This window comes from Photobacterium makurazakiensis, from assembly GCF_050336715.1.
In the GTDB taxonomy this organism is placed as follows: domain Bacteria; phylum Pseudomonadota; class Gammaproteobacteria; order Enterobacterales; family Vibrionaceae; genus Photobacterium; species Photobacterium makurazakiensis.
Map to the genome: position 1 here is coordinate 1 of NZ_JAKJSJ010000062.1, position 26,349 is coordinate 26,349.

General features: G+C 42.5%; 23 protein-coding genes. 18 read left to right on the top strand and 5 right to left on the bottom strand.

The window, feature by feature from the left end; all coding sequences use genetic code 11:
- The coding region (locus tag L4D09_RS23125; protein WP_428459896.1) for an NmrA family NAD(P)-binding protein at positions 1 to 467 on the bottom strand (467 nt) is incomplete at its 3' end.
- 387 nt (positions 468 to 854) lie between these two features.
- Between L4D09_RS23125 and L4D09_RS23130 the strand changes: the two genes are divergently transcribed.
- The 10 genes from L4D09_RS23130 (at position 855) to L4D09_RS23175 (ending at position 13,569) form a co-directional block, all read left to right on the top strand.
- Positions 855 to 1,526: an ABC transporter ATP-binding protein gene (locus L4D09_RS23130; RefSeq protein ID WP_428459897.1), complete on the top strand. Its 672-nt coding sequence runs from the start codon at positions 855 to 857 to the stop codon at positions 1,524 to 1,526.
- The gene (locus L4D09_RS23135) at positions 1,507 to 3,972 is read left to right on the top strand and encodes an ABC transporter permease (protein ID WP_428459898.1); all 2,466 of its coding nucleotides are present in this window, start codon (positions 1,507 to 1,509) and stop codon (positions 3,970 to 3,972) included. The genes L4D09_RS23130 and L4D09_RS23135 overlap by 20 nt, the downstream gene beginning before the upstream one ends.
- Positions 3,972 to 5,078, top strand: coding sequence for a lipocalin-like domain-containing protein (locus tag L4D09_RS23140; protein ID WP_428459899.1), 1,107 nt, complete (start codon positions 3,972 to 3,974; stop codon positions 5,076 to 5,078). The genes L4D09_RS23135 and L4D09_RS23140 overlap by 1 nt, the downstream gene beginning before the upstream one ends.
- A gap of 35 nt (positions 5,079 to 5,113) precedes the next feature.
- Positions 5,114 to 6,421: an amidohydrolase gene (locus L4D09_RS23145; protein ID WP_428459900.1), complete on the top strand. Its 1,308-nt coding sequence runs from the start codon at positions 5,114 to 5,116 to the stop codon at positions 6,419 to 6,421.
- A 206-nt stretch (positions 6,422 to 6,627) separates the two neighbouring features.
- Positions 6,628 to 8,961, top strand: coding sequence for an FUSC family protein (locus L4D09_RS23150; RefSeq protein ID WP_428459901.1), 2,334 nt, complete (start codon positions 6,628 to 6,630; stop codon positions 8,959 to 8,961).
- Positions 8,962 to 8,970: 9 nt separating this feature from the next.
- The gene (locus tag L4D09_RS23155; RefSeq protein WP_428459902.1) at positions 8,971 to 10,638 is read left to right on the top strand and encodes a TolC family protein; all 1,668 of its coding nucleotides are present in this window, start codon (positions 8,971 to 8,973) and stop codon (positions 10,636 to 10,638) included.
- 5 nt (positions 10,639 to 10,643) lie between these two features.
- Positions 10,644 to 10,847, top strand: coding sequence for a DUF1656 domain-containing protein (locus L4D09_RS23160; protein ID WP_428459928.1), 204 nt, complete (start codon positions 10,644 to 10,646; stop codon positions 10,845 to 10,847).
- Positions 10,848 to 10,864: 17 nt separating this feature from the next.
- The gene (locus tag L4D09_RS23165) at positions 10,865 to 11,776 is read left to right on the top strand and encodes an HlyD family secretion protein (protein WP_428459929.1); all 912 of its coding nucleotides are present in this window, start codon (positions 10,865 to 10,867) and stop codon (positions 11,774 to 11,776) included.
- 10 nt (positions 11,777 to 11,786) lie between these two features.
- On the top strand, positions 11,787 to 12,458 hold the full coding sequence (locus L4D09_RS23170) for a potassium channel family protein (RefSeq protein WP_428459903.1): 672 nt from the start codon (positions 11,787 to 11,789) through the stop codon (positions 12,456 to 12,458).
- Positions 12,451 to 13,569 (top strand): AI-2E family transporter, encoded by a 1,119-nt coding sequence (locus tag L4D09_RS23175; RefSeq protein WP_428459930.1) that lies wholly within the window; start codon positions 12,451 to 12,453, stop codon positions 13,567 to 13,569. The genes L4D09_RS23170 and L4D09_RS23175 overlap by 8 nt, the downstream gene beginning before the upstream one ends.
- A gap of 202 nt (positions 13,570 to 13,771) precedes the next feature.
- Here L4D09_RS23175 and L4D09_RS23180 read toward each other — a convergent pair whose 3' ends face one another.
- The 4 genes from L4D09_RS23180 to L4D09_RS23195 all read right to left on the bottom strand — a co-directional run bounded on the left by L4D09_RS23180 (position 13,772) and on the right by L4D09_RS23195 (position 17,241).
- Positions 13,772 to 15,151, bottom strand: a complete 1,380-nt coding sequence (locus L4D09_RS23180) for an MATE family efflux transporter (RefSeq protein ID WP_428459904.1) — start codon at positions 15,149 to 15,151, stop codon at positions 13,772 to 13,774.
- A gap of 42 nt (positions 15,152 to 15,193) precedes the next feature.
- Entirely contained in the window at positions 15,194 to 15,454 is a 261-nt protein-coding gene (locus L4D09_RS23185) for a hypothetical protein (RefSeq protein ID WP_428459905.1), read from the bottom strand.
- Positions 15,455 to 15,607: 153 nt separating this feature from the next.
- A complete protein-coding gene (locus L4D09_RS23190; protein WP_428459906.1) occupies positions 15,608 to 16,546 on the bottom strand; it encodes a 2-dehydropantoate 2-reductase in 939 nt (312 codons plus the stop codon).
- Positions 16,547 to 16,650: 104 nt separating this feature from the next.
- Positions 16,651 to 17,241: a TetR/AcrR family transcriptional regulator gene (locus tag L4D09_RS23195; protein WP_428459907.1), complete on the bottom strand. Its 591-nt coding sequence runs from the start codon at positions 17,239 to 17,241 to the stop codon at positions 16,651 to 16,653.
- Between the two features lie 156 nt (positions 17,242 to 17,397).
- Between L4D09_RS23195 and L4D09_RS23200 the strand changes: the two genes are divergently transcribed.
- From L4D09_RS23200 to L4D09_RS23235, 8 genes are all read left to right on the top strand, one after another.
- Positions 17,398 to 18,285 carry a DMT family transporter gene (locus tag L4D09_RS23200; RefSeq protein ID WP_428459908.1) on the top strand — a complete coding sequence of 296 codons (888 nt, stop codon included), beginning with the start codon at positions 17,398 to 17,400 and terminating at the stop codon, positions 18,283 to 18,285.
- Positions 18,286 to 18,304: 19 nt separating this feature from the next.
- Positions 18,305 to 18,724 carry a tRNA (N6-threonylcarbamoyladenosine(37)-N6)-methyltransferase TrmO gene (gene tsaA / locus L4D09_RS23205; RefSeq protein ID WP_428459909.1) on the top strand — a complete coding sequence of 140 codons (420 nt, stop codon included), beginning with the start codon at positions 18,305 to 18,307 and terminating at the stop codon, positions 18,722 to 18,724.
- A gap of 672 nt (positions 18,725 to 19,396) precedes the next feature.
- Positions 19,397 to 20,212, top strand: coding sequence for a hypothetical protein (locus tag L4D09_RS23210; protein WP_428459910.1), 816 nt, complete (start codon positions 19,397 to 19,399; stop codon positions 20,210 to 20,212).
- Entirely contained in the window at positions 20,209 to 22,329 is a 2,121-nt protein-coding gene (locus L4D09_RS23215) for an MFS transporter (protein ID WP_428459911.1), read from the top strand. The genes L4D09_RS23210 and L4D09_RS23215 overlap by 4 nt, the downstream gene beginning before the upstream one ends.
- Positions 22,326 to 23,399, top strand: a complete 1,074-nt coding sequence (locus tag L4D09_RS23220; protein ID WP_428459912.1) for an ABC transporter substrate-binding protein — start codon at positions 22,326 to 22,328, stop codon at positions 23,397 to 23,399. Before L4D09_RS23215 ends, L4D09_RS23220 begins: the two co-directional genes overlap by 4 nt.
- Positions 23,399 to 25,462 (top strand): type VI secretion system Vgr family protein, encoded by a 2,064-nt coding sequence (locus L4D09_RS23225; RefSeq protein ID WP_428459913.1) that lies wholly within the window; start codon positions 23,399 to 23,401, stop codon positions 25,460 to 25,462. The genes L4D09_RS23220 and L4D09_RS23225 overlap by 1 nt, the downstream gene beginning before the upstream one ends.
- 2 nt (positions 25,463 to 25,464) lie before the next feature.
- Positions 25,465 to 26,043 (top strand): DUF6931 family protein, encoded by a 579-nt coding sequence (locus L4D09_RS23230; protein ID WP_428459914.1) that lies wholly within the window; start codon positions 25,465 to 25,467, stop codon positions 26,041 to 26,043.
- Positions 26,043 to 26,342: a PAAR domain-containing protein gene (locus L4D09_RS23235; RefSeq protein ID WP_428459915.1), complete on the top strand. Its 300-nt coding sequence runs from the start codon at positions 26,043 to 26,045 to the stop codon at positions 26,340 to 26,342. The genes L4D09_RS23230 and L4D09_RS23235 overlap by 1 nt, the downstream gene beginning before the upstream one ends.
- The last annotated feature ends 7 nt before the right edge of the window (positions 26,343 to 26,349 follow it).

The window sequence follows — 26,349 nt, forward strand, 5'->3', positions numbered from 1 at the left end:
GCAGAGCCGGGGCCAACAATGATCCCTGCGCGTAATTCAGTGACTGGAATATCACATTTTCGAAGAATTTCACCTGTCGCTTTACGTGCGGATAAATGTTTTGAAAACCCATCCTTCGGTTGTAAAGCTCCAAGGTAAATGACACGCTTAACTTGGCTTTGCTTTAAGGCGGAGCTGAAGTTTTCTGCAGCATCTATTTCGATATCAATAAAATCGTGCCCATGGTTCATGCCATGGACTAAAAAGAAAACAGTATCAACACCTTGTAGTAATTCATTAAGGTTGTGTGGGGTGTTTAAGTCAAGTTCATGAAGTGAAATATTACCTGTTTTTTCCCACTTTCTTTTTTTTAACAATTTTACATTGCGTGACGTGGCTTTTACGTTATAACCCGCACTTGAAAGCTCGGGGACTAGGTGGGTACCGATATAGCCCGATGCGCCAACAACTAAAACTGTTTTTACCATAAATTACATGCTCCCTGCTGTAATCATAAATGCATGTTACGCTTTTAATACTATCAATGTAGTGGAAAACGGTGTGAAAAGATTTATTTACTTGAAGTGAATGATGAAATAAATCGCTTAACAATTAAAGTAGATTTAAAGTATTAAGCTTATAAATACTCAATTACGCTCATAATATAATGTTAAATTAATCAAAGATATACATAGGAGTGAGTATGAATAAGCTGTTTTTATTCATTTTGTGAGTGGATTGTTTGCAGTGTAGGGTAATTGTAGAGTTGATGTAGCGTCTTGGATTGCATTTTTCATTATTACTTTTAAAGTGCTTTATAGAATTAGGGGTTTACGGTAAATTCCTTCCACAACTTTCCTAAATTGGGGATAAAAATGTTACGACTGGTCGACCTATGCAAAGGATATCAGGATGGCGGTGAATATCATTCTGTTTTGCAGGGGGCGGAGCTAGCACTTAAGCAAGGTGAGCAGTTGGCTTTAATGGGGGAGAGTGGCTCCGGGAAAAGTACGCTTCTTAACCTTATCGCAGGTTTAGACTCGTCGGATTCTGGTGAGGTTTGGCTCGGTGATACTCCAATTCATGCTATTTCTGAGCGTGAACGTACTGCTTTTCGTCGTAACAATATAGGTCTCGTTTTTCAGCAGTTTAACTTGCTTCCTACACTAGTAACCGCAGATAACATTCGTTTTTGCCGCCAATTGAAAGGGTTGAAAGAAAACCCGGCATTGTGGCGTCAAATAATATCTGCATTGGATCTCATGCCTTTACTCGGTCGTTACCCTGAAGAGATGTCTGGTGGGCAGCAACAGCGTGCCGCAATTGCTCGGGCATTATATATGGAACCAGAAATCTTATTGGCTGATGAACCAACGGGGAGTTTAGATGAACGTAATACCGGCGCTGTTATTCGATTATTGGTTAATTTGACCAAACAACTCGATTGTACGTTATTGCTGGTCACGCACAGTAAGAAAGTTGCAGAACATATGAATGGCTGTATTCGTCTTCAGGGAGGACAATTACATGTCAAACCCCGTAGCTAAAGCGCTGTGGGGGCATTATAAACGCCACCCTCTTCAAATTGTTCTCGTCTGGTTCGGCTTGACGCTTGGTATTGCACTATTGGTAGGGGTACTAGGCGTTAATCAGCAGGCTCGTGAAAGTTACCGTGACGGTGAACAGCTTTTCTCAAACCCTTTTCCATACCGTATTCGTCATAACCAACCATCACTTAAAGTACCACAAGGCTTTTATATCCAATTGCGGCGTGAAGGGTTTAAGCAATGTGTGCCTTTTGATCAAGTAAGGGTTGTTACTGATAAAGGCCAAGATTTTGAATTAGTCGGCATCGATCCTATTTCTTTGTTCTCCAGCTTTACGTCTGGAGGAGGGTTATCGCAAGTAAGCCAACTTCAAATGCTGGAGCTGATGCAACCGCCTTATCCGATATTAGTGGGCGCACAGCTTGCTAACTATATGGGCGTAGTTGATGGTCAACGTTTGACACTAGAAAGTGGCAAGCAAATTGGCCCATTAAAAGTTGTAGAACAAGAGCGGGTTAAAGGCCCGAGGATGATCGCTGACATGTCTTTACTCCGTCAGCTTCAGCCAAGCGCAGGGCTAACTGCCATTTTATGTGGTGTAATGACAGATAATGAACGTATTGAACTACAAAAGAGGTTACCTCATGCACTTATTCTAGAAAAAGAGCAAAGTGCAGGACTAGAACCGCTAACTAATGCCTTCCACCTGAACTTGTTCGCAATGGGAATGCTTGCATTTGTTGTTGGGCTGTTTATTTTTTACCAAGCGATGTCATTGTCGTTTACTCAGCGCCAGCCACTTGTTGGGCTCTTGCGACAGGCGGGCGTATCATCATCACAATTAGCCAAAGCCCTTACGTTAGAGCTTATCGTATGGATTGTGATGGGGCTGGTGGGCGGTAATTTATTGGGTATGTTGCTAGCTCAGCAATTATTGCCGTCAGTGGCTGAATCCTTAAGTGATTTATACGGTGCTAATGTTAGCCTTTCCGTTACTTGGCATTGGCAGTGGGGTTTAACCTCTTTATTGATTGCGGTATTTGGTAGTTTGCTCGCATGTGGGTGGCCGCTCATCCGCTTAATTCGCACACCGCCAGCCCGTCTTGCGACCCATATGTCGTTGGTCCGTTTCAGTGGCAAAGAGTTTGCGATTCAAGCCGTTTTATCATGTGTATTCCTTGGTGCAGCAGTTGGAATCTATCAGCTGCCGCATGGACAACAGGCTGGCTTCATGTTGATTGCCTGTATTTTGATTGCATCGGCATTAGCCATGCCATTTTTGTTGTGGCAGTTATTTAAAATACTGGGCACTGTTGTGCGTTCTGCAAGGTTGCGCTGGTTCTTTTCTGATGCCGCAGCAAGCTTAAGTTATCGAGGTGTCGCTGCGATGGCATTTATGTTGGCGTTAGCATCGAACATTGGCATGGAAACCATGGTGGGCAGTTTTAGACATACTACAGAGACGTGGCTTGACCAACGTTTAGCGGCTGATATTTACGTTCGTCCATCCATTAATGTTGCCCCTCGCGTATCAAACTGGTTAGAGAACCATGAAGATGTCAAACAAGTGTGGTGGCAGTGGCGTAAAACCCTGAATACTGACGCCGGTACGTTGCAGGTTGTGAGTGTTGGTGGAACACAAGATGAGAAAAGTGCGATGGTAATGAAAGTTGCGATCCCTGAATATTGGCAGCAACTACATCATAATCGTTCAGTATTAGTTAGCGAATCATTGGCTTTGAAGCAAGGTTGGCAGCCTGGTGATGTCATTAATTTACCCGCACCGATGAATAAAAAATGGACTATTGCTGGGGTGTATTATGACTACGGTAATCCTCATGGGCAGGTTGTACTGGCTCAAAAACGTTGGCAAGCGCTATGGCCATACCGTGGGCAGGTCGGCTTAGCGATTCATCTGAATCAAGGTGCAAATACCCTAGAAGTCATGAAAGATCTCGGTGAGGCTTTCCGCCTTCCGCCAGAGCGTGTACGCAATAATGCCGAGCTTATGCAAAATGCCATGGAAGTGTTCGACCGTACCTTTATTGTAACGGCAACGCTGGGCAAGCTGACTCTTTTTGTCGCAGTGTGTGGCTTGTTCTTTGCGACGGTAGCGGGCGAGGTTTCACGGCAACGGCAATTTGCCTTACTACGTTGCATGGGGATGACAGGGCGAGAGTTAGCACTACTAGGTGGAGGGCAGCTCCTACTTATAGGCTTGCTCACTGCATTAATTGCCTTACCGTTAGGGTTAGTATTAGCACAATTGTTAATAGATGTAGTGTTGAAGTACTCATTTGGTTGGACAATGCCTGTGGAATACTTTCCAAATGATTATTTGATTTCACTGGGCTCAGCATTAATTGTATTACTCATTGCAGGAGCTTGGCCGGTTTGGCGTTTGGTAAAACGTTCTGCAATTACATCACTGCGAGAGGCATTCTAATGAGATCGAAACTGAGTGCTTTAGGCTGGTCTTGGATAAATAGAATGACCATTCTCCTTGTCTTGGTTTTATTACTATTTGGCTGTGATACAGCTAACGAAGTCGATGATCGAGCTGTTTCGATCATGGCAGCACAAGGTAACGAGCATTTTAAGCAAGTAAAGCCCAATAAAGTGTTCAGCTTCCCCGAGGATCATCTAGCACACCCTGAATTTAAAAATGAGTGGTGGTATTTCACTGCTAATTTACAATCTGAGCAGGGTGATGTATTTGGCGTTCAATGGACATTATTCAGGTCCGCTTCTTCTATAAAAAAAGAAAAGGGGTGGATGAGCCCACAGCGTTTTATGGCACATGCTGTTATCACAAGTAAAGATAATACATGGGCAGCAGAGCGATTTTCTCGTGGTGGTATAGGACAAGCTGGAGTGACTGGACGTCCATTTCAAGCTTGGTTAGATAACTGGAAATGGAAATCTTATAGCGACTCTCCATTTCCCGCGGTACTAACATTTTCAGATGGCAATATGGAAGCGTCGCTTTCCGTGCAAAAAAGCGGAGAACGTATATTGCAAGGTGAGTACGGATATAGCAAAAAACACGGCACTGAAAATATAGCCTCGTATTATTTTAGCGAACCTTTTCTACAGGTAGCCGGGAAGCTGGAGCTTGATGGCAAACAGTATCAAGTAATGGGAAAAGGCTGGTATGATCGTGAATGGAGTAGTGCTGGGCTTTCCGAGAAGCAAGAAGGCTGGGATTGGTTTTCGATACATTTAGATGATGGTCGTGCATTAATGCTGTACCAGATCAGAGAAAAGCAAAGCCAACCATATTATTTTGGGTCAATTAGTTGGCCTAATGGTGAATCGATTTCTCTTGAACAAGAAGATATCAGGTTAGTGCCAGTATCGTATACGAGCCATAAGGGTAAAAACTATCCGCTCAATTGGAATATAGATATACCCAGCCAGCAAATTAAATTAAAAGTGGATGTAGTTCGCAAGGAGCAGTGGTTGCCATTTGTGTTCTCATATTGGGAAGGCCCAATATCGGTTTCAGGTAGTCACTCAGGACAAGGATTTATGGAACTCACAGGTTACTAAGTTGTGGTGCCGCCATAAAACGATAGGAAAGAAACGTGCAAAGTAACATTAGCTTTGATGAAAATATGTTAGCTCAGCGGTTGATGAATCACCGCCGAGAGTTCCACCGATACCCAGAAGCTGCATGGCGAGAGTTTTTCACGACGAGTCGCATCGCGAGCCACCTTCAAGTGATGGGTTATTCGTTGTGCTTTGATGATGAAATTATTCACCGTGACTCTGTTATGGGGCGCGATGCCAACTTAGTTGCTAACGCGCAAGAAAGGGCGATTAGCTGGGGGGCGGATTTACAACTTCTCGCTCAGATGAATGGTATGACGGGAGTTGGCGCCGTTTTAGACACTGGGCGACCAGGTCCTGTCATTGCGCTACGATTTGATATTGATGCTGTTGAAGTCATGGAAAGCCAAGAAGATTCACACCGCCCGCGCTTTTTAGGCTTTGACTCATTAGCTCCCGGCGTCGCACATGCGTGCGGCCATGATGCTCATGCTGCCATTGGCTTAGGTGTGGCAGAACTGCTTGCTTCAGAAAAGTCGAACCTAAACGGGAAGATAAAACTATTATTTCAGCCTGCAGAAGAAGGTTGTCGTGCAGGGAAAGCCATTGCTGAAAGTGGGTGGCTAGATGATGTTGACTATTTCTTTGCTGCGCACATTGGTATGAATGTCCCTAGCGGTACTTTAGTGTGCAACCCTCAGCATTTCCTTTGTAGCTCTAAGTTTGACTTACACTTTTCTGGTAAGCCGGCTCATGCTGGTATTGAGCCCAACGCCGGACAAAATGCATTAGCTGCAGCATGTACTGCTGTGACGCAAATGTTGGCAATTCCTCGCCATAGAGATGGTATGACTCGTATTAATGTTGGGCAGATGCATGCGGGGGATGGGCGAAATGTTATCCCAGCCAGTGCGGTTCTAATGGGAGAAACGAGGGGGGAAAACAGAGAACTGAATTCTTTCATGTACCAGCATGTAGAGAAGATTGCACAAGCAGCAGCGATGATGCATGGTGTCAGTGTTGATATTTGCCCACAAGGTGAGGCTATTGGGCTAACCAATGATTCTGAATTGGTTACTTTACTTGAAAGCATTGGTGAAGACAGTGGTTTCACTCAGGTGCTTCGAGAGAAAGACTTTGGTGCAAGCGAAGATGCTGGCTACCTAGTTGATAGAGTACAAGCCTGTGGTGGCAAGGCAATATACTGCCTCGTTGGTTCAGATTTAACGGCTGGTCATCATAATGGTGACTTTGATATTGACGAAAGCCGTATGCTTCCAGCGGTGAAGTTGTTATTTAATGCGGTAAGAGCAACACAACAGCAGCCTTCTTTAATCGAATAAGATAAAAGTACAAACTTAGAAGGCGTATATTAATAAAAGACACAGCAGCGCCTTGAGCTAACGATGAGCTTGAGGCGTTTCATCGAATAACCATCGTAGCCACAAAATATTCAAGCCCTAAGACATAATCTTACTTTAGATTCCCATTCTTCATCTACCCTTATTACTCCAATAGAAGTTTAACGTTAATCTATTGAGGGTGTTCAGTGGCAGAGTTGGGTACAGAATCAAAATCGGAATTAACACGCTCATCCAGTGCACTTGCGCGGCTGTTGAATCTCGATAATTGGTTAGTGCCGTTCTGTTTAAGCGACAAGTTTAAGTTTGCCTGCCGAGTTGCTATTAGTCTGACGATTGCGTATTTACTTCCTATGGCGTTGGGTTGGTCACAACCATCAACAGCAGCAACAACGGTGATGTTAATCGCTTCAACTGGCAGTCGACGTGAGTCGTTTGCGAAAGGTACACTCCGAGTCTTAGGTACCGTTGCCGGGGGTATTATTGGCCTGATGCTGGTCGGGGTCTTTGCACAAGATCGTTTTCAATACATGCTGGCCGTTTCTGTTGTTATTACCATTATTTTCTATATCCGATCAGCGTATTTAAAAGATCCCACTTTGTTTATGTTAACAGGGGTGATGATCTTAATGATGTATAACGGAGGGGATGCAGAAGGCGCGTTTCTTTACGGTTTAGATCGGACATTCATGACTATTTTTGGTGTCGTAATATATACCGTTGTTGGAGTATTTCTATTTCCACCGAAAGTTGAACGAAATTTGCAACAACTCGCGACAGCATTAACGGAAAGGCAGCAGGCGTTATTTAACCGGATAAGCGGCAATCCACAAACTGAAAACCACACTCATCACGAAGTTGAAAACCCAAATACACCAGAACAAGAAACGGAAGAAGATGATGCTCCCGCCCCGACTATTGCTGAACTAAGTCAGCAACTATTTCAAGCACAGCAAGATTTTGAGTCGCGATACCATACGATTAATGCTGATTGTAGTGAAATATCTGCGTATAAAAAAGAATGGGACGGTACAGTTGCACTCTATAAAAAGATCACTGAAATACTGCTGTTTGCAGCGAAAGAGCACTCGCGTTCAGGTGGTCACCCCAGTGAATTTATTCATGATTTTGAGATGCTGAGAGAGCAAATTATTGCGATGTTTGAGCGTGTCCCTACAGCATGGAAAACACAACATACTAAAGCACCAGAAGATTTTGAACCCATTGAGTATGATAAAGAAAAGCTAGAACAAGCTGGGCATTTATATCGAGGTGAGGCAATAAGCAGCGCTTTTTTATTAAGGCAGTTAAGAGAAAGGTTAGCTCAGCTTCATAGCTGCATAAGTAGCATTGATTCTGTGACTGGTCGTATTCAATTTGATCTTCCCTCGTTAAAAGCGCTGCCTGATTTTAACTGGTGGGATGCTGAAAATGCGAAAACAGCAGTGAAGGTATTTTTAACATATTGGTGTTCAGCGTTGTTTTGGATCTATTTTAACCCACCAGGTGGTTATAATTTCATTGTATTCAGCACATTGTTCGTTTCTATACTTTCTTATCTTCCGTTACATCCCTTTATGCTATTTATCCTATTCACGCTTGGGTTCGCCTTTTCAGTGCCAGCGTATGTGTTTATTTTGCCTCAGTTAACACTAGGCTCAGAGCTTGCCGCTTTCATTTTTATTTATACTTTTATAGGCTTTTATATTTTTAAAGGACCAATAACCATATTCTTTTTATTGGGAATGTTTACGCTCGGGATTAATAATGAAATGGTCTATCACTTTGGTATTACGATGATGATTGTTAGCTTGTTTTACCTTGTTGTTATTACAGTTGTTTTTTCCTATTACTTTCCATTTTCAGCAAGGCCTGAGCACTTGATGCTGGTATTTAGAGAACGATTTTTTCGTCATGCAGAAGGGATTATCCGGCTTCAGCAAAATGGCATACGTTCAACGCGCCATAAAATTGAATTAGGTTGGCGGGTTGCTACGATGAAAGTGGCATTAAAGAAAATGATGGTTTGGCGCACGAAAGTTAATACCCAATATTATGCACCAGTAACCATCGAGGCACTAACAGCCTTCACTGAACGGTGTGATGTTTTTCATCACCATTTAATGACATTGTTGCAAGCTGAAAAAACGATAGCTGGTAACCCGTTACTCTCAAGGGTAAGAGACAAGTACAAGGATCGGATAATTCCGGTGTTAGCTAAAAGTTTAATTTCATATCAAGATACCGCGATACCTACTGATTCAAATAATAGCGAAAAAGCAAACATTGATGGACTTGAAAATAATGGTCAATTTGTGGGTGTGCGAAAGGAGTATACCGACTTAGAACATCAATTAGATGATTACTTTTCGACAGTTGAAATAGAAAATTATTCAAATTCAGACATTGCAGGTTTTTATATTTTTCTAAACTTAAAGAAAAATATATTTGAGTCATTGATAGCCTGTAAACAAGCGCATGGTGATGTTTCATGGGCTACGCTATCTGACAAGAAGTTTTAAGGGGGCAGAGTGGTAGACTATTTTCGACATAGAATTGCTTTGCTTTCACTCTGTGTTTTATCGGGGTGTACTGTTTTAGGCCCTAATTTTGATGGGGTCGAACCTGTTGAGTTACCTTCACAGTGGCAGGCCGTTGATTATCAAGACAGTAGCTGGAAAACCGCCAAATGGTGGCAACAATTTAACGACCCTATTTTAAATGAGCTTGTATCGCAGGCATCACAACAGAACCTTGATTTAGAAGCCGCGGGATTAAGGATCCTTCAGGCGAGAGCAGCTACTGGTATTGCTAATTCTTTTCAGTATCCACAACGACAAACGGTATCAGGGAGCCTCGCTAAAATTTATCAGAATGAAACAACACTTGATAATGCAACCGTTAGTTTTGATGCAGGTTGGGAGCTTGATGTTTGGGGGCGTTATGCTCGTGGTATTGAGTCAGCAGAAGCCGGGTTATATGCCTCGATAGCGTCTTACCATGATATTTTGGTCACCATTACGTCAGAGGTAGCAAGAAACTACATTAATTACCGAACATTTCAGGAGCGAGTGCTGTTATCTGAGCGTAATATTGAGATCCAGAAACGGGTGGCACGCATAACACAAGTACAGTTTGATTCTGGTAATGTCACCGAGCTTGATGTACAGCAGGCAAAAACTCAGCTTTATAATACCCAATCGGCACTACCAAGTTTGAAAATTGGTATGATGCAGTCACGTAATGCACTTGCGCTACTATTGGGTATAATGCCTGAAGAAGCACAAGCACTTCTAACTGATCCATTGATTAACGCCAAAATACAGGCCTTTGATAATAAATATAATCACCGCCGTTCAGCAAAACTATCTGATACCTATGATCAATATTCGTTAATCCCCCCAACCCCTGCTGTTACGACACAAGTTGATGCTAACTTAGTCCTTAGGCGCCCCGATTTACAGCTGGCAGAATTACAAGCGCATGCACAGAGTACTCAAATCGGAATTGCTGAAGCTGATTTATACCCTCAATTTTCTTTGTTTGGTGCAATTGGTTTAAACAGCACTGTGCAGGCTGGTAATGACTTTAGTTTTAGTGATTCATTGAGCCTTACGCTTGGTCCGGCATTTTCATGGAACATTTTCCAATATGGCCGAGTTAAAAATGCTATTCGTATTGAAGATGCTAAATTTCAAGAAAGTCTTACTAATTACAATAAACAAGTATTATTAGCAGTGCAGGAAGTGAGTACTGCCTTATCGTCTTATCAACTAAATCTTGAGCAGAAAGGCTTAGCATTTAATTCGGTAAGTGCGTCGGTTCGAGCATTCAATATTTCGTTGACTCAGTATGAAAATGGTCAGATTACATTTGAACGGTTGCTGAGTTCAGTTGAAAAAATGACGCGTAGTGAAGATGCTTATGCGCAAGTGAAAGGCAACGTCGCAACGCAAGTTGTTGCCTTGTATAAGTCGTTAGGTGGTGGTTGGGAGGCTGAAACGGGAAAGGCATTTCTTAAGCCTTCGATGAAGGAGCAAATGGAACAACGAACAGATTGGGGAGAGCTATTAGATAATACTGAGTTGCCTGTACTTTCTACCGACGCTGTTCCGGTTGCGACATCTTCATTTGGCGAGCCTATTGATCCAAGTAAACAAGATTACCCCTTTAAACCACTGCATACAGGAGAGCAATAATGGAAATGCCTCATGAACTTGCCTGGGGGGATGTTTATTATTCACCATTTCTACAAGTATTGGTATTAGCTGTTATCTCGGCATGGATTTCAGTCGGTGTGTTAAATAAGACACGCTTATCGCGGCTAATTGCGTTTCCGTCAGTGACATTTCTTGCCATAACGGTGTTTTATATCGTGGCGATTGATGCCTTTTTCTTAAAGTTTTAGGTGTGGTTATGAAAAAAATAAAGAAGCTATTCGTAGTTGCACTTAATTTATGTGTTATTGCGGGAGCCTTGTACATAGGCTACCAGAAGTTTGAAGAATATTTTGATAACCCATGGACCCGAAACGGGCAAGTAAGGGCGAATATCGTCAAAATTGCACCACGTGTCTCTGGCCCAATTGTATATGTGGCAGTGAAAGATAATCAGTTTGTACGTAAAGGTGAGCTACTCTTTCAAATAGATCCAAGTACTTATGAAGTCACTCTATCGCAGGCAGAGGCGTCACTAGAACGAGCAAAAATCAGTTCTCGTGGTAAGAAAATCGAATATGACCGCTTGTTAGATATTCAAGCTAAAGACCGAGGTGCTGTTTCTCATAAGGATATTACACGGCGTCAAATTGCCTACGAAGAGTCGTTGATTCAAATTAAAGTTTCACAGCAGAAACTTCGAGGTGCAAAGCTGAATATGGCGTTTACTCAAATATTTGCGTCAGTTGATGGCTATGTATCAAATATCGACATTCAAGAAGGCACACAAGCGGTTGCCAATCAGCCATTATTGGCATTGGTCGATGTGAATAGCTTTTGGGTCTTTGGTTACTTTAGAGAAAATCAGCTGGCGAATATTAACATTGGTGATGAAGCCAGGGTGACTTTAATGGCCTATCCCGAACAACCGATCGATGCTGTCGTTGATTCACTTGGCTGGGGGATAGCCCCGAAAGATGGGGCAGTTGGCTATAATTTATTACCTAATGTTAATCCCGTATTTCAATGGATACGATTAGCTCAACGGATACCTGTCAGGATCTCATTAAGTCAGTTACCTGAAGGCGTTAGCCTTCGTTTTGGTATGACGGCATCTATCATGGTGCTGCAAGATGAAGACGACAACCACTCGCCAGATACAGCAGGCATGAATAGATAGGGGGAGCATCATGGGAAGAAAAATTACATCACATAATAATTTTTATTACTTAACTCTATCGTTGATTATTCTGTTAGTGAGCTCATCGCTTGAACTAGTCCTTAAATCTGGGTGGCTTGAAATTATTTTTCAAGCGATTACCGCGACCACTTTTTTGGTGTGTTTGCTCAGCCTGAGGTTTGATACTGGGTGGTATCGATTCTTGATGATGTTACTCGTACTTTGGGTTGGTGTCAGTTTATTAAAGAGTTTTTTTGACCTGTATAATACTGATTTGTTTATGTTGATTTTGATGTTCAGTTTTTTCTTTGGCACGTTTAAATCTATCATGCGTCAAATTTTATTAACGGGTTCTATCGACAATAATAAAGTCGTGGGTTCACTGGCTCTATTTTTATTATTGGGACTGATGTGGGCCATTATTTATTTGTTTGTACTGGAATTTTCACCCAATGCTTTTACCGGCATTGAGTATAAAGCGTGGGGAGAGAATTTCGCCAATGCTGCTTATTTTAGTTTTGTTACTTTAACTACCTTAGGGTATGGCGACATGAGCCCTGTATCACCGGTAGCTCAAGTAATTGTATACCTAGAAGCCATTACAGGTGTTTTTTATATGGCTATTGTTGTTGCGAGTTTGGTTGGTGCTAGCCAAAGTAATCAGGATAAAAATGATGAATGAACAACTTGAAAAAAACAAAAGTAGTATTTTCGTCAATAACATGGTCGAGTCAGCAATTCGCATTGGCTTATTGTTTGCGTTGATTGTCTGGACTTACGACATCATCAAACCCTTTATTATTCCTGTTTTGTGGGGCGCGATTATTGCGGTTGCATTAATGCCGCTTACCATAAAGCTCGAACGAATGCTTAACGGGAAGCGGGGGCTGGCCGCGACAATACTGGCACTTCTTGGCGTCGGTATTTTAATTGTGCCAATAGTTGTGGTGTCAGGATCATTGTATGACGGTGGCGTTGCGGTTACAGCGATGCTGCAAGAAGGCTCAGTGGCGATACCAAGACCAACAGAGCGAATTGCAAATATTCCGGTGATTGGTGACAAGCTGTTTGAAGTGTGGACGTTATTTGCGACCAACCTTGAACATGCTGTTGCGAAATTTTTACCGGAGATAAAAGCGGGTATAGGGACATTTGCTGGGTGGTTAGGGGGTAGTTTAGCCACTATTGTGATGTTTATTATCTCGCTACTTATTGCTGCTGGGTTTATGTCGCATTCCGATTCGATGGCGGCGGCAGTTAAAACCGTTTCCATCAGAGTAGTTGGTAAACACGGCGAAGAATGGGCGAGCTTAACGGCTGCTACCATACGTAGTGTCTTACTTGGTGTTGTGGGTGTCGCGTTCATTCAGTCGGTATTAATTGGTGCGGCAATGTTTGTGTTTGAAGTGCCTGCGGCTGCTGGGATAACGCTTCTTGTCTTTATTCTGGCAATCGCCCAATTACCTGCATTGTTAGTGGTTTTACCTGTCATTCTTTATATGTACTCGGCACAAGATTCGACATCAGCAACCATTTTTACTATTTGGGTATTATTGGCGGCCTTGTCGGATAATATACTAAAACCGATGTTAATGGGGCGGGGGGTATCAATCCCAATGCCTGTTATCTTAATTGGTGCTATTGGGGGAATGATTTCAGCGGGAATAATAGGTTTGTTTTTAGGAGCCGTTATCTTAGCGATTTGGTATGAGTTGTTTACCGCCTGGCTTAAGATATCACCAGAAGCGGATGGGAAAGAAGCAGATCTACAGCCAGAGCCTGACAAGGAATAAAAGCGAAAGCAAATTATTGAATCTATATGGTTATGTCAAACGGGTATACATGATAACTATTAATTTATAGTTATCATGTATTTCGTATTTTTAAGGGTGGAAAAACTGTGCTAGGGCACTGTAAATAGCCTAAGACCAAGGTGTTAATGATGGCATTTAGAGCTCAGCAGTTAGGGGAGTGATGAACGCTTCTATTGCGCGGTCATTTCTCAACCAGATTACGTATCCATTTTCGACTTCTAAAACGCTGGACGGATGCATACCATTTAAAGAGTGTTTCTAGGAAAAACATAGCAAACACCCATTCAGGAGTGAAGCCAAGTAAAAAGGCGCCAATCGCGGTTAATGGAATACCAAATGCCCACTGTGTAAGCATGTCTTGGTATAAGCAAAATTTCACATCACCTCCGGCTCGTAGAACGCCGACAACCAGTGTTGTTGGGACAGAACGTAAAACGATGCCGATACAAAGAATGGCAAAAAATTGTTCAGCTAATTCTCGGGTGTCAGCCGTGATAGCTGAAAACTGATCAAGGATTGCGGTTTGGTTAAGGAATAAGATGCAAGAGACTATAACCGTTACTGTTACGGCGATAGCTATGAAAATGATGGCTTGATAATATGCAGCGGTATAATTTTTTGCACCAAGCTGGTTGCCGATTAATACAGAAGAGGCATTCGCAACACCAACAAGAAAACTGAGTGACATTGCTTCTATTGGCGTTATAACAGAGAGCGCAACTAAGCCTTGAGTTCCGGTACTACCCATTATGGCATGGTAAGCAAATAGCCCTGCAGACCAGAGTAGAAAGTTGAATGTTGTTGGGATTGAAAGCTTAAGAAAGCGTATTATTTTTCGGCGTTGACAGGCTGGTAGGTCTGTTGTAAAACTAAAAAGCAATAAATGGCGTTTGAAATATAGATAAAGTAATAAGCAGGCCACTTCGACGATACTGCTTATAAGTGTAGCAATCGCGGCCCCTTTAATGCCCAATTCAGGGAACCCAAACTTACCAAAGATTAAGAGCCAGTTCAGAACTATATTGGTTGAAATACTGATAGCACTAAAAAAGGTGCAAACACCTGGTTGCTGCATTGAGCGTAAACTTGCTGATAAGCTACTGACTATAGCGGCGAAGAGTAAGCTAAATGATGTAATAACAAGGTATTGGCTACCAAGGGCAATAACTTCTTTCGATTGCGTGGCTAATCCCATTATTTGGTTCGCAAATAAATTGAATCCCAATATGGTGGTCAAAGCTGCGATCAGCGTGAATAGCAGGCTGAGTGTCGTACTTTCTTGTAGCCCTTTGTTATCTTTCGCTCCCCAGTATTGAGCGGTTAACAAGCCGCCACCAGTCGTAATACCTACCAACATTATCGTTGCGATGAACAATATTTTACTGGCTACTCCTACCGCTGCGATATCCGTTTCGGTTAGCTGGCCTAACATCATGACATCAACCAACCCTTTACTAGAAAACATAATATTCTGTAAGGTAATTGGTAAGGCTATAGTGAGTATTTTCTTTAGGAAGTCTCCTCGGGTGTGATCATAAATGTTGCTCAACACAGCTTGCATGCAATGCACTCTTTTTATTATTAATTGTTGGTATATTAGTGACTACTTAACGCGCATGATCCGGTGTTCAGTATCAATCAGTTCCAAAAAAATGATTTCAGAACGCTGCAGTTTATCGACTTGGACAATCATCTCATCAGAATAGTACTGATCTTTCATCCACTGCATTGGTTCAGTGAAGGAATCTTCATTGATGATTAATGACTCGTCTTTGAAATGTCCATCAGTGATTTGAATAACCCAAATTCGAGATTTGAACTCGATAGCATTTTTTAAAATGTTTAAGATTTTATTTGCGAGCATTTATTATGAGCTTCCTTTCTCACGGTTATATTTTATGAGTCGAATTAAGTTTCGGAGATAATATACCGCAAAGCGTTCGTTTTTTGAACGCCATTACATGTCCTACTGTTAACGAGTGAAAGTAAATATTACGGTATTATCATTCATGCTCATTTAGTCAATAAGTACTTTGTAAAGCTGATTAACACAGCATAGTTGCTGGTACAGAGCTTCGGTTTTTGGCATTTCGATTTGATGGCGTCGAGCCATATCAAGCGCGTTTTTATACATGTATTGTAATTCGAGTTCACGGCCATTGCGCTTGTCTAGCAGCATGCTGGTAAGGTAAGGCTTCATTTTGGCTGTGTTCGAGAGCATAGTTTCAATTAGCTCTATCTCTAATTCAGTGCCACTTGTTTGCGCTGCATCTTTGACTTCAAGCATGATTGCTTTTGCCAGATCAACTATTTCAGGGCATTGCATCATTTGAGCTGTATCGGTATCTAATACGGCAGAGAGGCCATTAAAGGGCGCATTCCACAATAACTTTTTCCAGCGAGCGGAGAGGATCTTATCTTCCACATCAACTTCTACGCCGCTTTGACTAAAGCCTTCAGCAAGCTGCTTCAATGCAGGTAAGCCTGCTTCGCCATACATGCCTAAGGTCAACCTACCGTAATCGAGGTGGTGGATATGACCCGGTCCTAGTTTGTTTGAGCAAATAAAACACAGCCCACCGCCAACATAAGGTAAATCAAGCTGCTCGGCTAATTCTTGCTCGGCACCAATACCGTTTTGCAGCAGTACAACCAGAGTATTTGATTTCAATAATGGGCGAATTAGTGAGGAAAGTAGGTGATTTTGAGTCGTTTTCAGTGCGACTAAAACAACATCGACAGCTGGCATTTTACTGCTGGTTTGATAAGCATTTAGCTTATCGGCAGGTATCGAAAAGTCACCATAGTGAGAATCAACCTTTAAGCCATGATGGCAGACATGATCGTAGTCACTGTTGAAAAGGAAATGAACTTCATTTCCACCGTGGTGTAATCGTGCACCATAATATCCGCCAATAGCACCAGTACCTATCACTGCGTACGTTTTGCTCTCCATCTACTTTACTTCCATGTTATTAACTGTTTAGTTAATGTACATGATTTTAGGTGAGGGCTGCCATGTTTCTATTTGAAATATGAACGCTTCTAGTAATACCGATACTAAGATGCTGATATTGCCATAAGTAAGAAGGCTGTGGCTTGCTCGGCATGATGATCAATCTTTGTCTGATTAGGTTTTTCCAATTCCATAAGCACTTCATCCCGTAGAGATAGCAGCATACCGATCCAGAAACGCATGGGTGTTTCGGCTTCTTTAAGCTTCAGGCGTTCAGTAAAGAATAAAGATAGCTTTTCATGTGTCTCATTGGACCCTACTGACTTGAAGCTATCCAAAATTTCTGGGGCTTTAGTGCTTTCTGCAATTAATAAACGATATGTAGCTATATGCTCTTCAGATAAATGGAAGGCAATAAATTCTTTAGCGAAGCCTGTTAACGCTGCGCGCGTATCAGGATTTTCTAGATGCTCTAGATAGCTCTCATCAAACTGTTCACCAATTTTACGCAATGTTGCTTGGAACAGGTCGATTTTAGACGGGAAATAACGATAAACAGTTTGTTTCGTCATCTGCGCTTGAGCGGAAATTTTGTCCATGTTTGCTAGAACATAACCGTCAGATAAAAAAACATCTTGTGCACTAGCTAAAATCGCTCTTCTTTTTTTCTCTTTATTTTGTTCGATTTTGCTCATTTTTAGGTCCTCATAAATCAACATCATACTATACGGTATGGTTTTTGCGAGGGCAACGTAAAACCAAAATCATACTTCGAAGTATGATTTTGGTTGACATGGTCGGCGCGATAATAAATCATACTCATAAGTATGATTTATTATCAGGATATATTTATGACAACGACAATATTAAGCGCCATCACAAAGAAAGGGGCTCGAACAGTAGGCTTTATGATTACTTTGCTCGGTGCTTTGCTCATGAGCTTTGATCCCATATTTATACGCTTATCAGGTGTAAGTGGGTTTGACACCGCGTTTCTATTTGGCTTGTTTACCGCTATCTCGATGCCGATATGCATTCAGTTAAGAGATGAACGAGGCTTGGTAGGCGCAGTAAAAGAAAGCGGTTGGCAGGTGCTTATTTCAGGTCTGCTTATGCTAGGTAGTGCTGCTGGCCTTGTTTTGAGCATTAGCCATACCTCTATTGCGAATACGTTTGTGATTCTTAGTGCTTCACCTGCTCTAGCTGCTGTATTTAGTTGGATGTTTTTAGGGGAGGTGACAAAGCGCTCAACTTGGCTTGCGATAGCCTCTGTAATGGTGGGCATAGCGATTGTAGTTTCAGGATCATTTAAGTCGGGTAACTTATTAGGCGACGGCTTAGCATTGTTTGCTGTTTTTTGCTTGTCTCTAAATCAAACCCAGTTGCGCAAGTATCAGAATGTAAGCCGGATGGCGAGCGTTGGCTTTGGTGGCTTATTCTTGGCAATTTCGATGTTCTTTATCGCCACTCCGTCGGAGTATGGCGTAAATACATGGCTAATTATGGGTGTGATGGGGTTGTTTACAGCACCTTTCGGACGAGTGTTGTCACAAGTTGCTACCCGTTATATCACTGCACCAGAGGTAGGCATGATCCTGATGATAGAAACAGTACTCGCATCTGTTTGGGCTTATACCTTCTTTGATGAAATACCGCCAGCCGCGAGCATTATCGGCGGGTTGATCATTCTTATCACAATCTTTATCTATGTGTTTTCCATGATGAAAGACGAACAGTAATTTATACAGGAATAGAATAATGACAGCAGAACTTAAATTTATTGGGTTTATTAATACACCATTTAAAAAAATCAAAGATTGCCCGAACAACATTCAATTAGATGGAAACTTATGTGACATCGCATTATATGATGAATATAAAGACGGGTTATTAGGATTAGTGACAGGGCAACATATTTTGATTCTATATTGGCTTGGGTGCAGTGATAACAAGGCTGATATAAAAAATGCTTGCGTACAAAAGACTTGCAAATCGGTGATGAAGGGGACTTTTGCGTTACGTTCACCCCTACGTCCAAACCCTATCGGTGCGGCAGTATTACCTATTGAGAAGCTAGAAGGCGGTAAGATAACAGTACGAGGACTAGACTGTTTGGATAAAACGAAACTTATTGATATTAAACCTGCTATTTATCATGAAGTTGAAAATGGAAAGTAAGCTAAAAGGTGCATTCACTCATCTGTCTGATGGGCGATAATAATTCAGCGCAGAACTTTGCACCTTAATCAGTTTTCTGGCAAAAAAAACCTTCACTGAAAACCAGTGAAGGTAATGGTGCGTTGAAAGTTAGCTTAAGTTCCCTTAAACCAATAACAGCATGGAAGTTATAACCCTAAAGGCTAATACCTTGTGAGATGAGGTAGGAATAATWATCGAACACATTCGTGAAGAATAGATAATATTCATCATCTTATTGGGTGTTTATGACGGTGAAAGTTCACTGGGGTATATCCACAAATGTTCACTATTTATTAAAACTCCGTTTGAGTATGGTAATTCTATAAATTAAACATAGATCTATAAGATTTACAGATTTATAAATTCGATAAGAGATGTATATCTTGGTGCAATGATGTTTTTAACTGCTTTTTATTTAACTTCACACTAACTAGATATGGCTTATAGGTGTTTAATTAATATAACTAGGTTATCTGTAAGGTTATTTTATATTTTTGTTAATAGTCAATAATATAAAAAAAACAAAGTTGATTTGATATTTTTCGAATGAAGATCAGATTTCTCACATTAAGCGTTTCGCTTGCACATTTTTTCCGTATTCCCTGCATATTATTTGATTAGCGGTAAAGTCATATGTAGGAGTTATGGCCAATGAAGGCATTCTTTGAGGTACATTTACGGTTAGTTATTACCGTTTGGGTGATCTTGCTTTCCGTGCTTGGTCTTCTGTACCTCATGAACTACATGAAGTTTGATAGCTTAATGTCTCAGGTGGTTTCGTCAAAGCTTGAGGTGATTTCGTCATCATTAGAAACGTCTATAAAACGTGTTGAACGGTTAGGCATTCCACTCCAATCTGCCAGTAATTTAAAAGAGAGTTTCGAACGATCGCGTCAAAGAGAAGCTAATGTGCGGGCGATTACATTAATAGATATAAAAGGCAATGTGGTTATTCAATCTTCTGCCGATGAGAAAGCAGCCCAGAGTTTACCAGAGGACGTTGTTCGAAGGGCGTTGAAATCTAATGAGACAAGCTGGGTGCTTAGCCATGAAACGACGTTATTCAGTGGGCTCCAAATAAAAAATGGTTTCGATAAATTAGCGGGAAGCATTGTTATTGAATATAACAAGTCAGCGCTGTTTGGTGTTTATGCCGCAGTACAGCTGCATTTACTGGAAGCAACCGTTGTTATTTTTCTTGCGACTGCGTTTATCGTGTTAATAACAATCCGTTTTGGGTTTGGGGACGTGACTAATGTCATCAAACTTATTCATGGCTACTCATCAAAAGATTTTAAAAAACTTGAGAAAGAACCAAGTGGAGAAATGACTAAAAATTTCGCCGAGCAGATCAAGCAAAGTGAAAAAATGAAAACCTATGTTGCTGACGAAATTGAACGAATTCAAAGCATGACCCACCGTAAAGACAGCGATGAAAAAGCATCGTCGACTGAGGTGAGCCAATGAGCCAAGTAAAAAGCTTGGCCAGCTTTATTAATAGCCGCTTGATACTTATTACTATTCTGAGTGCTTTGTTTGCTTCCATTTTAAGTGCTCTTTACACACTGGCCGAATTTAACTTTTCTGTAAAACCAGAGCTGTTGAAAAAAGCCAATGTTATTGCGCAGATAGTTCATGACGATGTTGACCTGGCAGTAAATGTGGGAGTACCTTTTGAACAGATCCGTGGGATGGATACTTATCTTGAAGATGTGTTATCAAAATATCCAGAGCTGACGTTTGTTGCAGTTACAAAAGGCGACAATGTTCTCTATCAGGCGGGAACTGTATCAGATCTTAATACACTTGATACCAAAGCTTTTGAGATGGTTTCATCGCATTATCTTAATGCATCCTTTATCGAGCGAATTAGCCTTGTAATAAACGAACTACCGAGTCTTTTCCCTTCTCTATTTTCAGATGAGTTACCTAAGGGCGATGTATTTCGACTAGAACTTAATGACAGTAATAACCTAAATGGTAGTGTCTTTGTTGGTTTGAGCTCAATGTATATCCAGTCCCAGCTTATGGATATTTTCTTTGATATTGCAATTGTTCTTGTCGCGGTACTTTTAGTCTGTTTCGAGGTCGTCATGGTTGTGGTGATGATCTATATCTCTGGGCCACTAGAAGAATCAGAATCTATTTTAAAACGACAGATAAAGGGTGATTTTTCAGTTAATGAAAAGGCACCAGTACGTGGGACGATAGGGTTATTTTCAGATAGGTTGAACCATGACTCCAGACAGCTACAGCGCAAGTTTAGTGTGTTATTTGGTTACCTTAGTGACAGCAAGCAGGATTCTTCGGGGGTAAAACGTCGTATTAAAGAGGTGGCAGAAAAGTTTCAGCTACAGAATAGGTTACAGCTGAGAAAAGGAGATATTGTCGATGCACGTATACCTTTGTTTGTTTTCTCATTGGGTGAAGAGCTGCAAAAATCATTTATGCCGCTGTTTGTCGCTGAGTTTTATGAGCCATCATCGTGGATCTCGCAGGATGTAATGCTCGGCTTACCAATTTCTGTCTTTATGCTTGTTATCGCGGTATTTACGCCCTTTGCGGCAAAGCTGGTTGAGCGATGGGGGCAAAAAAGGCTGTTCTTATTGGGGCTGATCCCGGCAATTGCTGGCTATCTAGGGTGTGCATTGGCCACGAATAGCTTAGACATTGTTATTTCACGAGGTGTTACAGCACTTGGGTATGCGGTGATAACCATCAGTTGCCAGAGCTATATCGCAGCGGTTGTGACGGCTGAAAATCGTGCGAAAGGGATGTCAATATTTGTGGGAGTCCTTATGACGGCAACCATGTGCGGCACTGCGCTAGGGGGGATTATTGCAGACCGTATAGGCTATCAACCTGTATTCTTTATTTCGGCAGTATTAGCGGCCTTTGCCGGGCTATTAGCTTGGAGGATGTTCTCTGGTGAGTTGGATTCCACCAGTAATAAGCCGGTGGTAAAAAAAGGTGGCCTACGCTTGTTAGCGCGTAACATCCGTTTTATTGCCATTATTGTATGCTGCGCCATTCCTGCCAAAATTGTGTTAACTGGTTTTCTCTATTTTATGGTACCGATTTATCTGGTATCGCTAGATGCAAGCCAGTCTGAAATTGGCCGCATTATGATGATTTACTCTTTGGTTATCATCCCACTAAGCCCGATAGCGTCTGGTATCGCAGATAAAACGCAAAAAACCCGTGAACTTATTGTGCTTGGTACCGTATTGTCGGGTGCAATATTGTTGTCGCTCTATGGTGAAGCTTCACTTTTCAAAATCATATTAGCGGTCACTTTAATGGGTATTGCGCACTCTATTCTAAAAGCACCGCTCATTGCTTGTGCGCTGGAAGCGTCTGAAGCAACGCCAGAAGTTGGTAGAACTGAGGTGTTGGGTATTCTTCGAACAGCGGAACGTATCGGTAGTGTTTTAGGCCCCATCATCGTTGCTTCATTGTTAGTCGTGGGCGACTTTGGTTTGGCGATGGCTGCTGTTGGTGCGGGCATTATTATTAGCGGCTTGCTGATGTTTGTCTTTCTGAAAATACCGTCGAGACAATCGGTACAGGAGGCGCAAATATGAAGCAACTATTTATAACAGTAGTGCTGTGTTTGAGCATGACACCGATGGCGAGCACGGCAACCGTAACATCATCAATAGCAGCAAATAGCAAAACGGTTTATATGGTGGTGTGGCGCGGCTGTGAAGAAGCGTGTCAGGGCTTTAAAGATTATCTAACAAGCAATGAATACCCCGTCGAGGTAATCGTTCGTGATGCGGGGCGTGATCGTTCAACACTGGATTTCTTTTTAGATGAAGCTAAGTTAATTTCACCGGATCTAGTTGTAACGTGGGGAACCAGTGTTACGAAGGCGTTAATTGGTACTCGTACTGAATATGGCTCAGAAACGAAGCTAGGTCAGATCCCATCATTGTTTATGATTGTGGCCGATCCTCTGGGCGCCGATATTATCGCAGAGAAGAATAAGACGGGGCGACCAAATGTTGCAGGGATCCGTAACCGAATCAGTGAAGATGTACAAATAAGGGCAATGCGTGAATACCTTCCCGTTAATAAAATCGGGGTTGTATATTCAAACGCCGAACTCAATTCAGTATTAAATACACAGAAACTAAAAGCTCTCGCACCCGAAATGAATTTTGAGATTGTTGAGGCGCTATATGCCCTTGACGAAGCCGGTAAGCCTGTACCCAATCAATTCGAAGCCAAAATTAGCGAGCTAGCAACGGCAGGGGTCGATGTCGTCTATGTCGGCTCAAGCTCTTACAACTTGGCAAATAGTGATCGTTTTACTCAAGCAGCCATTAAACATGGCCTACCTGTAGCAAGCGCATACGACTCAATGGTGACAGATTCGTCGGCACTAATTTCGGTTTCAAATAAGTATTACCGCGTTGGGCAGCTTGCCGCAAATCAAGCGGTGAAAATACTCTTCGAGGGTATGACTCCTGGTGAGCTTCCGATTGCAGAGCTAAGCCGCTATTCCATGTCGATCAATATGGCTGTTGCTCGCAAGATGTCCTTGTTCCCACCGATACAGCTGATGCGATTTGCGAATCTGGTAAATATCGAAACTTCGATAAATCAAAACACAGCCAATGAGAAAGGTAACTCGAGAGGTAGCCAATAATGAATGAGCTATTGGATGTGCAAGGAAGTTTTCTGGTTATCAAAGATGCGAGTAGTAACGAGTTTGTCGCCTCTGATTTAATGGTAAAGGAAGTATTAAGTGGTAATTACCAGTGCAGTGTCGATATCTTGGTTTCAAAGTCAGATCCAGCTAGCTGGATAGGCGAGGCGCTTACCTGCAATGTATATAACGTATTGGGTGAAAGTCGAAGTTGTATACGTGAGTTTCAGGGCGTTGTTGTTAAAGCACAAGCACAGTCTCAACGAGTCGACTCCAGCTACTACAGTATCAAGTTAACATTTCAGCCTTGGCTATACCTGTTGCAATACTCTCGGCAGTGCCGGGTTTTTCAAGAAGAAACAACGCAAAATATTGTCACATCGATTTTTGATGAGCTGGGTTTCAAAGGGTGCTATAGCGTGAAAAGCATGCCTTCGACAAAGCGTGAATATTGTGTCCAATTTAACGAGTCCGATTTTGATTTTGTCACGCGATTATTAGCTGAAGAGGGCGTACATTTTTACTTTGGTAAAGATAAGAATGCAGAAACCCTTTATCTGCAACAAGCCTCAAAATCCTTTTCAAAGGATGACTCGGTAATGCTGGATTATGCATCGGCACCAACTGGTGATAATGACATCATCGACAGTTGGCAGCGAGAACATTCCTTTCATAGCGCATCGCTAGAGATTGCCGGCTACGACTATAACCAGTCCAAGCTTATCACCAGTAAAGCTAAAAAAAGCAAATACACAATTTCTGGGAATACCAAGCTTACAGATTACCGTTACCCAGTAGCAAGCCTGGCTGGTACATATACCGATTTATCGTCTTCGTTAGGTGATATTCAGCGAGGACAACAAGACTCCAAATACCACTGTGCCTATGCAAAGACGGCTTCGTCGGATGTTTGTGTTGGTCACTATCTGAAGCTGGTCTCACACAGTCAAAGTGGTGAAGAAGGGTACTACCTTGTTTCAGAAGTCAGTTATGTGTTTAGCGCCAAAGGTGCGAACAACGACAGTGTACAAGCTGATTTTACTTGTATCCCTGAAGATCAAGACTACTACCCGCCACTCAAAGAAAAGCCGACGCTACACGGTTTACAATCAGCTGTTGTTGCTGGCAGTACCGAAGGAGATCCTGCGAGTGATGCCTCCGCAAGGGTCAGAATAAAATTTCATTGGGATACCGAGACTGGCGATAAAACCAGTTGCTGGGTGAGGGTTGCGCAGGGAATGGCAGGCAGCAGCTACGGGATGCAATTCTTGCCGAGGGCTGGGCAGGAGGTATTGGTCAGTTTTATTAATGGTGACCCCGATCAGCCGATTATTGTCTCTAGTGTGTACAACAGTAGCAATAAGCCGCCTTATCCAACCGCAAACACTACACAAAGTGGTGTGAAAACCAAGCTTGCGGGTGAGTCTAATGAACTCCGGCTCGATGACAAAAAAGACAATGAGTCTTTCTATCTACACGCCGCAAAAGACTTCTGCAGTGATGTTGTAAACGATCACCAAGAAACTGTTGGTGGTGAAATGACTCTATCGGTGACTAAAAACATTGCGCAAAGTGTCGAGCAGTCTTATTCACTGAACGCCAAAGAAGATGTCGCGGTGACCTCCAGTAAATCGTACAGCTTGAAGGCTGATGAGTCCATTACCGAGCAGGGCAAGTCAATTACGATAACAGGATCTGACTCTCTGACACTTAAGGTTGGGGATAGCAAGATTGTCATGAGCAGCAGCAAGATAGAGCTTTCTAGTAGCCAAATATCCATTGCTGGTGACTCTAAAGTATCTATTGAAGGAGGAAGCTTGAGCCAGTCAGGTAGCTCAGTGAGTATTGCTTCCGATGGATCGTTAAGTGCCAAGGCGGGTAGCTCTATGTCATTGCAAGCCAATAGCAGCTTTACAGCCAAGGCAACCAGTAGTGCGACTATTAAAGGGTTGAATGCCACCTTGCAGGGCGATGTTGGTGCAACGGTGAAAGGAACTGCTAAGGCAGAAGTTAGCTCTAGCGGTCAAACGGCCGTTAAAGGCGGCATAGTGATGGTGAACTGACGATGAAGAAAATACCTTATAGCAACTCAGCACTCATCTTTGCACATTTCGAGCTTTCTGAAGAAGCAGAGCTATTCGTCGTAAAAGAAGCAGCGCCAATAGACGTGATTCAGCAGCTGAAAGAGGCTAAGTGCTTCATCGAACTGGCCAACTTTTTCGCTCATGCTTTACCCGTGAGAGAAGCTATCTGGTGGTGTGTCCATGCATTAAAAGTACGCCAACAAGAATGGACTGCAGCAGAGTTACGCTTGATTGACGACTGTATGCTCTGGGTGCGAGATCCGAATGAATCCATACGACGATCAATTGAGCTGCAAATATCAAAGCTTGATGATAATAGAGCGCCAAAGTGGCTTGGCCAGTCCGTTTTTTGGAGCGGCACCGGCAGTATCGCACCGGCAGATAACCCAGTTGTGATGCCTGTAGAGCACCTTTATGCAAAAGCGGTGGCGGGAGCGGTTAATACGGCCGCCGTACTACCTGAATGGAATGATTACCAAAGATATTATCAGCGTGTTTTTAGTATTGCTCTGGATCTAGCAAACGGTGGTTCAGGCACTTCAACCAGAGGGAATGATTAATGCCTTGCGCTGCCCGATTGACGGATATGCATACTTGCCCAATGCAAACACCTGGTACACCACCGATACCGCATGTCGGTGGCCCAGTTGTCGGCCCCGGTGCTGCAACAGTCCTAATTTGCTGCATGCCAGCAGCAAAAATGGGCGACTCATTAGTTTGTGTTGGTCCGCCAGACAGTATTGTCAAAGGCAGTTCGACGGTGCTGATCAATAACACGCCAGCCGCGAGGATGGGGGATACCACAAGTCATGGAGGGTCAATCGTTATTGGTGCTCCAACGGTGCAGATTGGTGGTTAATTAGGAA

Excerpts from the sequence above, each read along its gene's own strand:
- L4D09_RS23130 (WP_428459897.1), top strand. The coding sequence starts at position 855 with ATGTTACGACTGGTCGACCTATGCAAAGGATATCAGGATGGCGGTGAA.
- L4D09_RS23135 (WP_428459898.1), top strand. The coding sequence starts at position 1,507 with ATGTCAAACCCCGTAGCTAAAGCGCTGTGGGGGCATTATAAACGCCAC.
- L4D09_RS23140 (WP_428459899.1), top strand. The coding sequence starts at position 3,972 with ATGAGATCGAAACTGAGTGCTTTAGGCTGGTCTTGGATAAATAGAATG.
- L4D09_RS23160 (WP_428459928.1), top strand. The coding sequence starts at position 10,644 with ATGCCTCATGAACTTGCCTGGGGGGATGTTTATTATTCACCATTTCTA.
- L4D09_RS23170 (WP_428459903.1), top strand. The coding sequence starts at position 11,787 with ATGGGAAGAAAAATTACATCACATAATAATTTTTATTACTTAACTCTA.
- L4D09_RS23175 (WP_428459930.1), top strand. The coding sequence starts at position 12,451 with ATGAATGAACAACTTGAAAAAAACAAAAGTAGTATTTTCGTCAATAAC.
- L4D09_RS23180 (WP_428459904.1), bottom strand. The coding sequence starts at position 15,151 with ATGCAAGCTGTGTTGAGCAACATTTATGATCACACCCGAGGAGACTTC.
- L4D09_RS23185 (WP_428459905.1), bottom strand. The coding sequence starts at position 15,454 with ATGCTCGCAAATAAAATCTTAAACATTTTAAAAAATGCTATCGAGTTC.
- L4D09_RS23190 (WP_428459906.1), bottom strand. The coding sequence starts at position 16,546 with ATGGAGAGCAAAACGTACGCAGTGATAGGTACTGGTGCTATTGGCGGA.
- L4D09_RS23195 (WP_428459907.1), bottom strand. The coding sequence starts at position 17,241 with ATGAGCAAAATCGAACAAAATAAAGAGAAAAAAAGAAGAGCGATTTTA.
- L4D09_RS23200 (WP_428459908.1), top strand. The coding sequence starts at position 17,398 with ATGACAACGACAATATTAAGCGCCATCACAAAGAAAGGGGCTCGAACA.
- tsaA (WP_428459909.1), top strand. The coding sequence starts at position 18,305 with ATGACAGCAGAACTTAAATTTATTGGGTTTATTAATACACCATTTAAA.
- L4D09_RS23210 (WP_428459910.1), top strand. The coding sequence starts at position 19,397 with ATGAAGGCATTCTTTGAGGTACATTTACGGTTAGTTATTACCGTTTGG.
- L4D09_RS23215 (WP_428459911.1), top strand. The coding sequence starts at position 20,209 with ATGAGCCAAGTAAAAAGCTTGGCCAGCTTTATTAATAGCCGCTTGATA.
- L4D09_RS23220 (WP_428459912.1), top strand. The coding sequence starts at position 22,326 with ATGAAGCAACTATTTATAACAGTAGTGCTGTGTTTGAGCATGACACCG.
- L4D09_RS23225 (WP_428459913.1), top strand. The coding sequence starts at position 23,399 with ATGAATGAGCTATTGGATGTGCAAGGAAGTTTTCTGGTTATCAAAGAT.
- L4D09_RS23230 (WP_428459914.1), top strand. The coding sequence starts at position 25,465 with ATGAAGAAAATACCTTATAGCAACTCAGCACTCATCTTTGCACATTTC.
- L4D09_RS23235 (WP_428459915.1), top strand. The coding sequence starts at position 26,043 with ATGCCTTGCGCTGCCCGATTGACGGATATGCATACTTGCCCAATGCAA.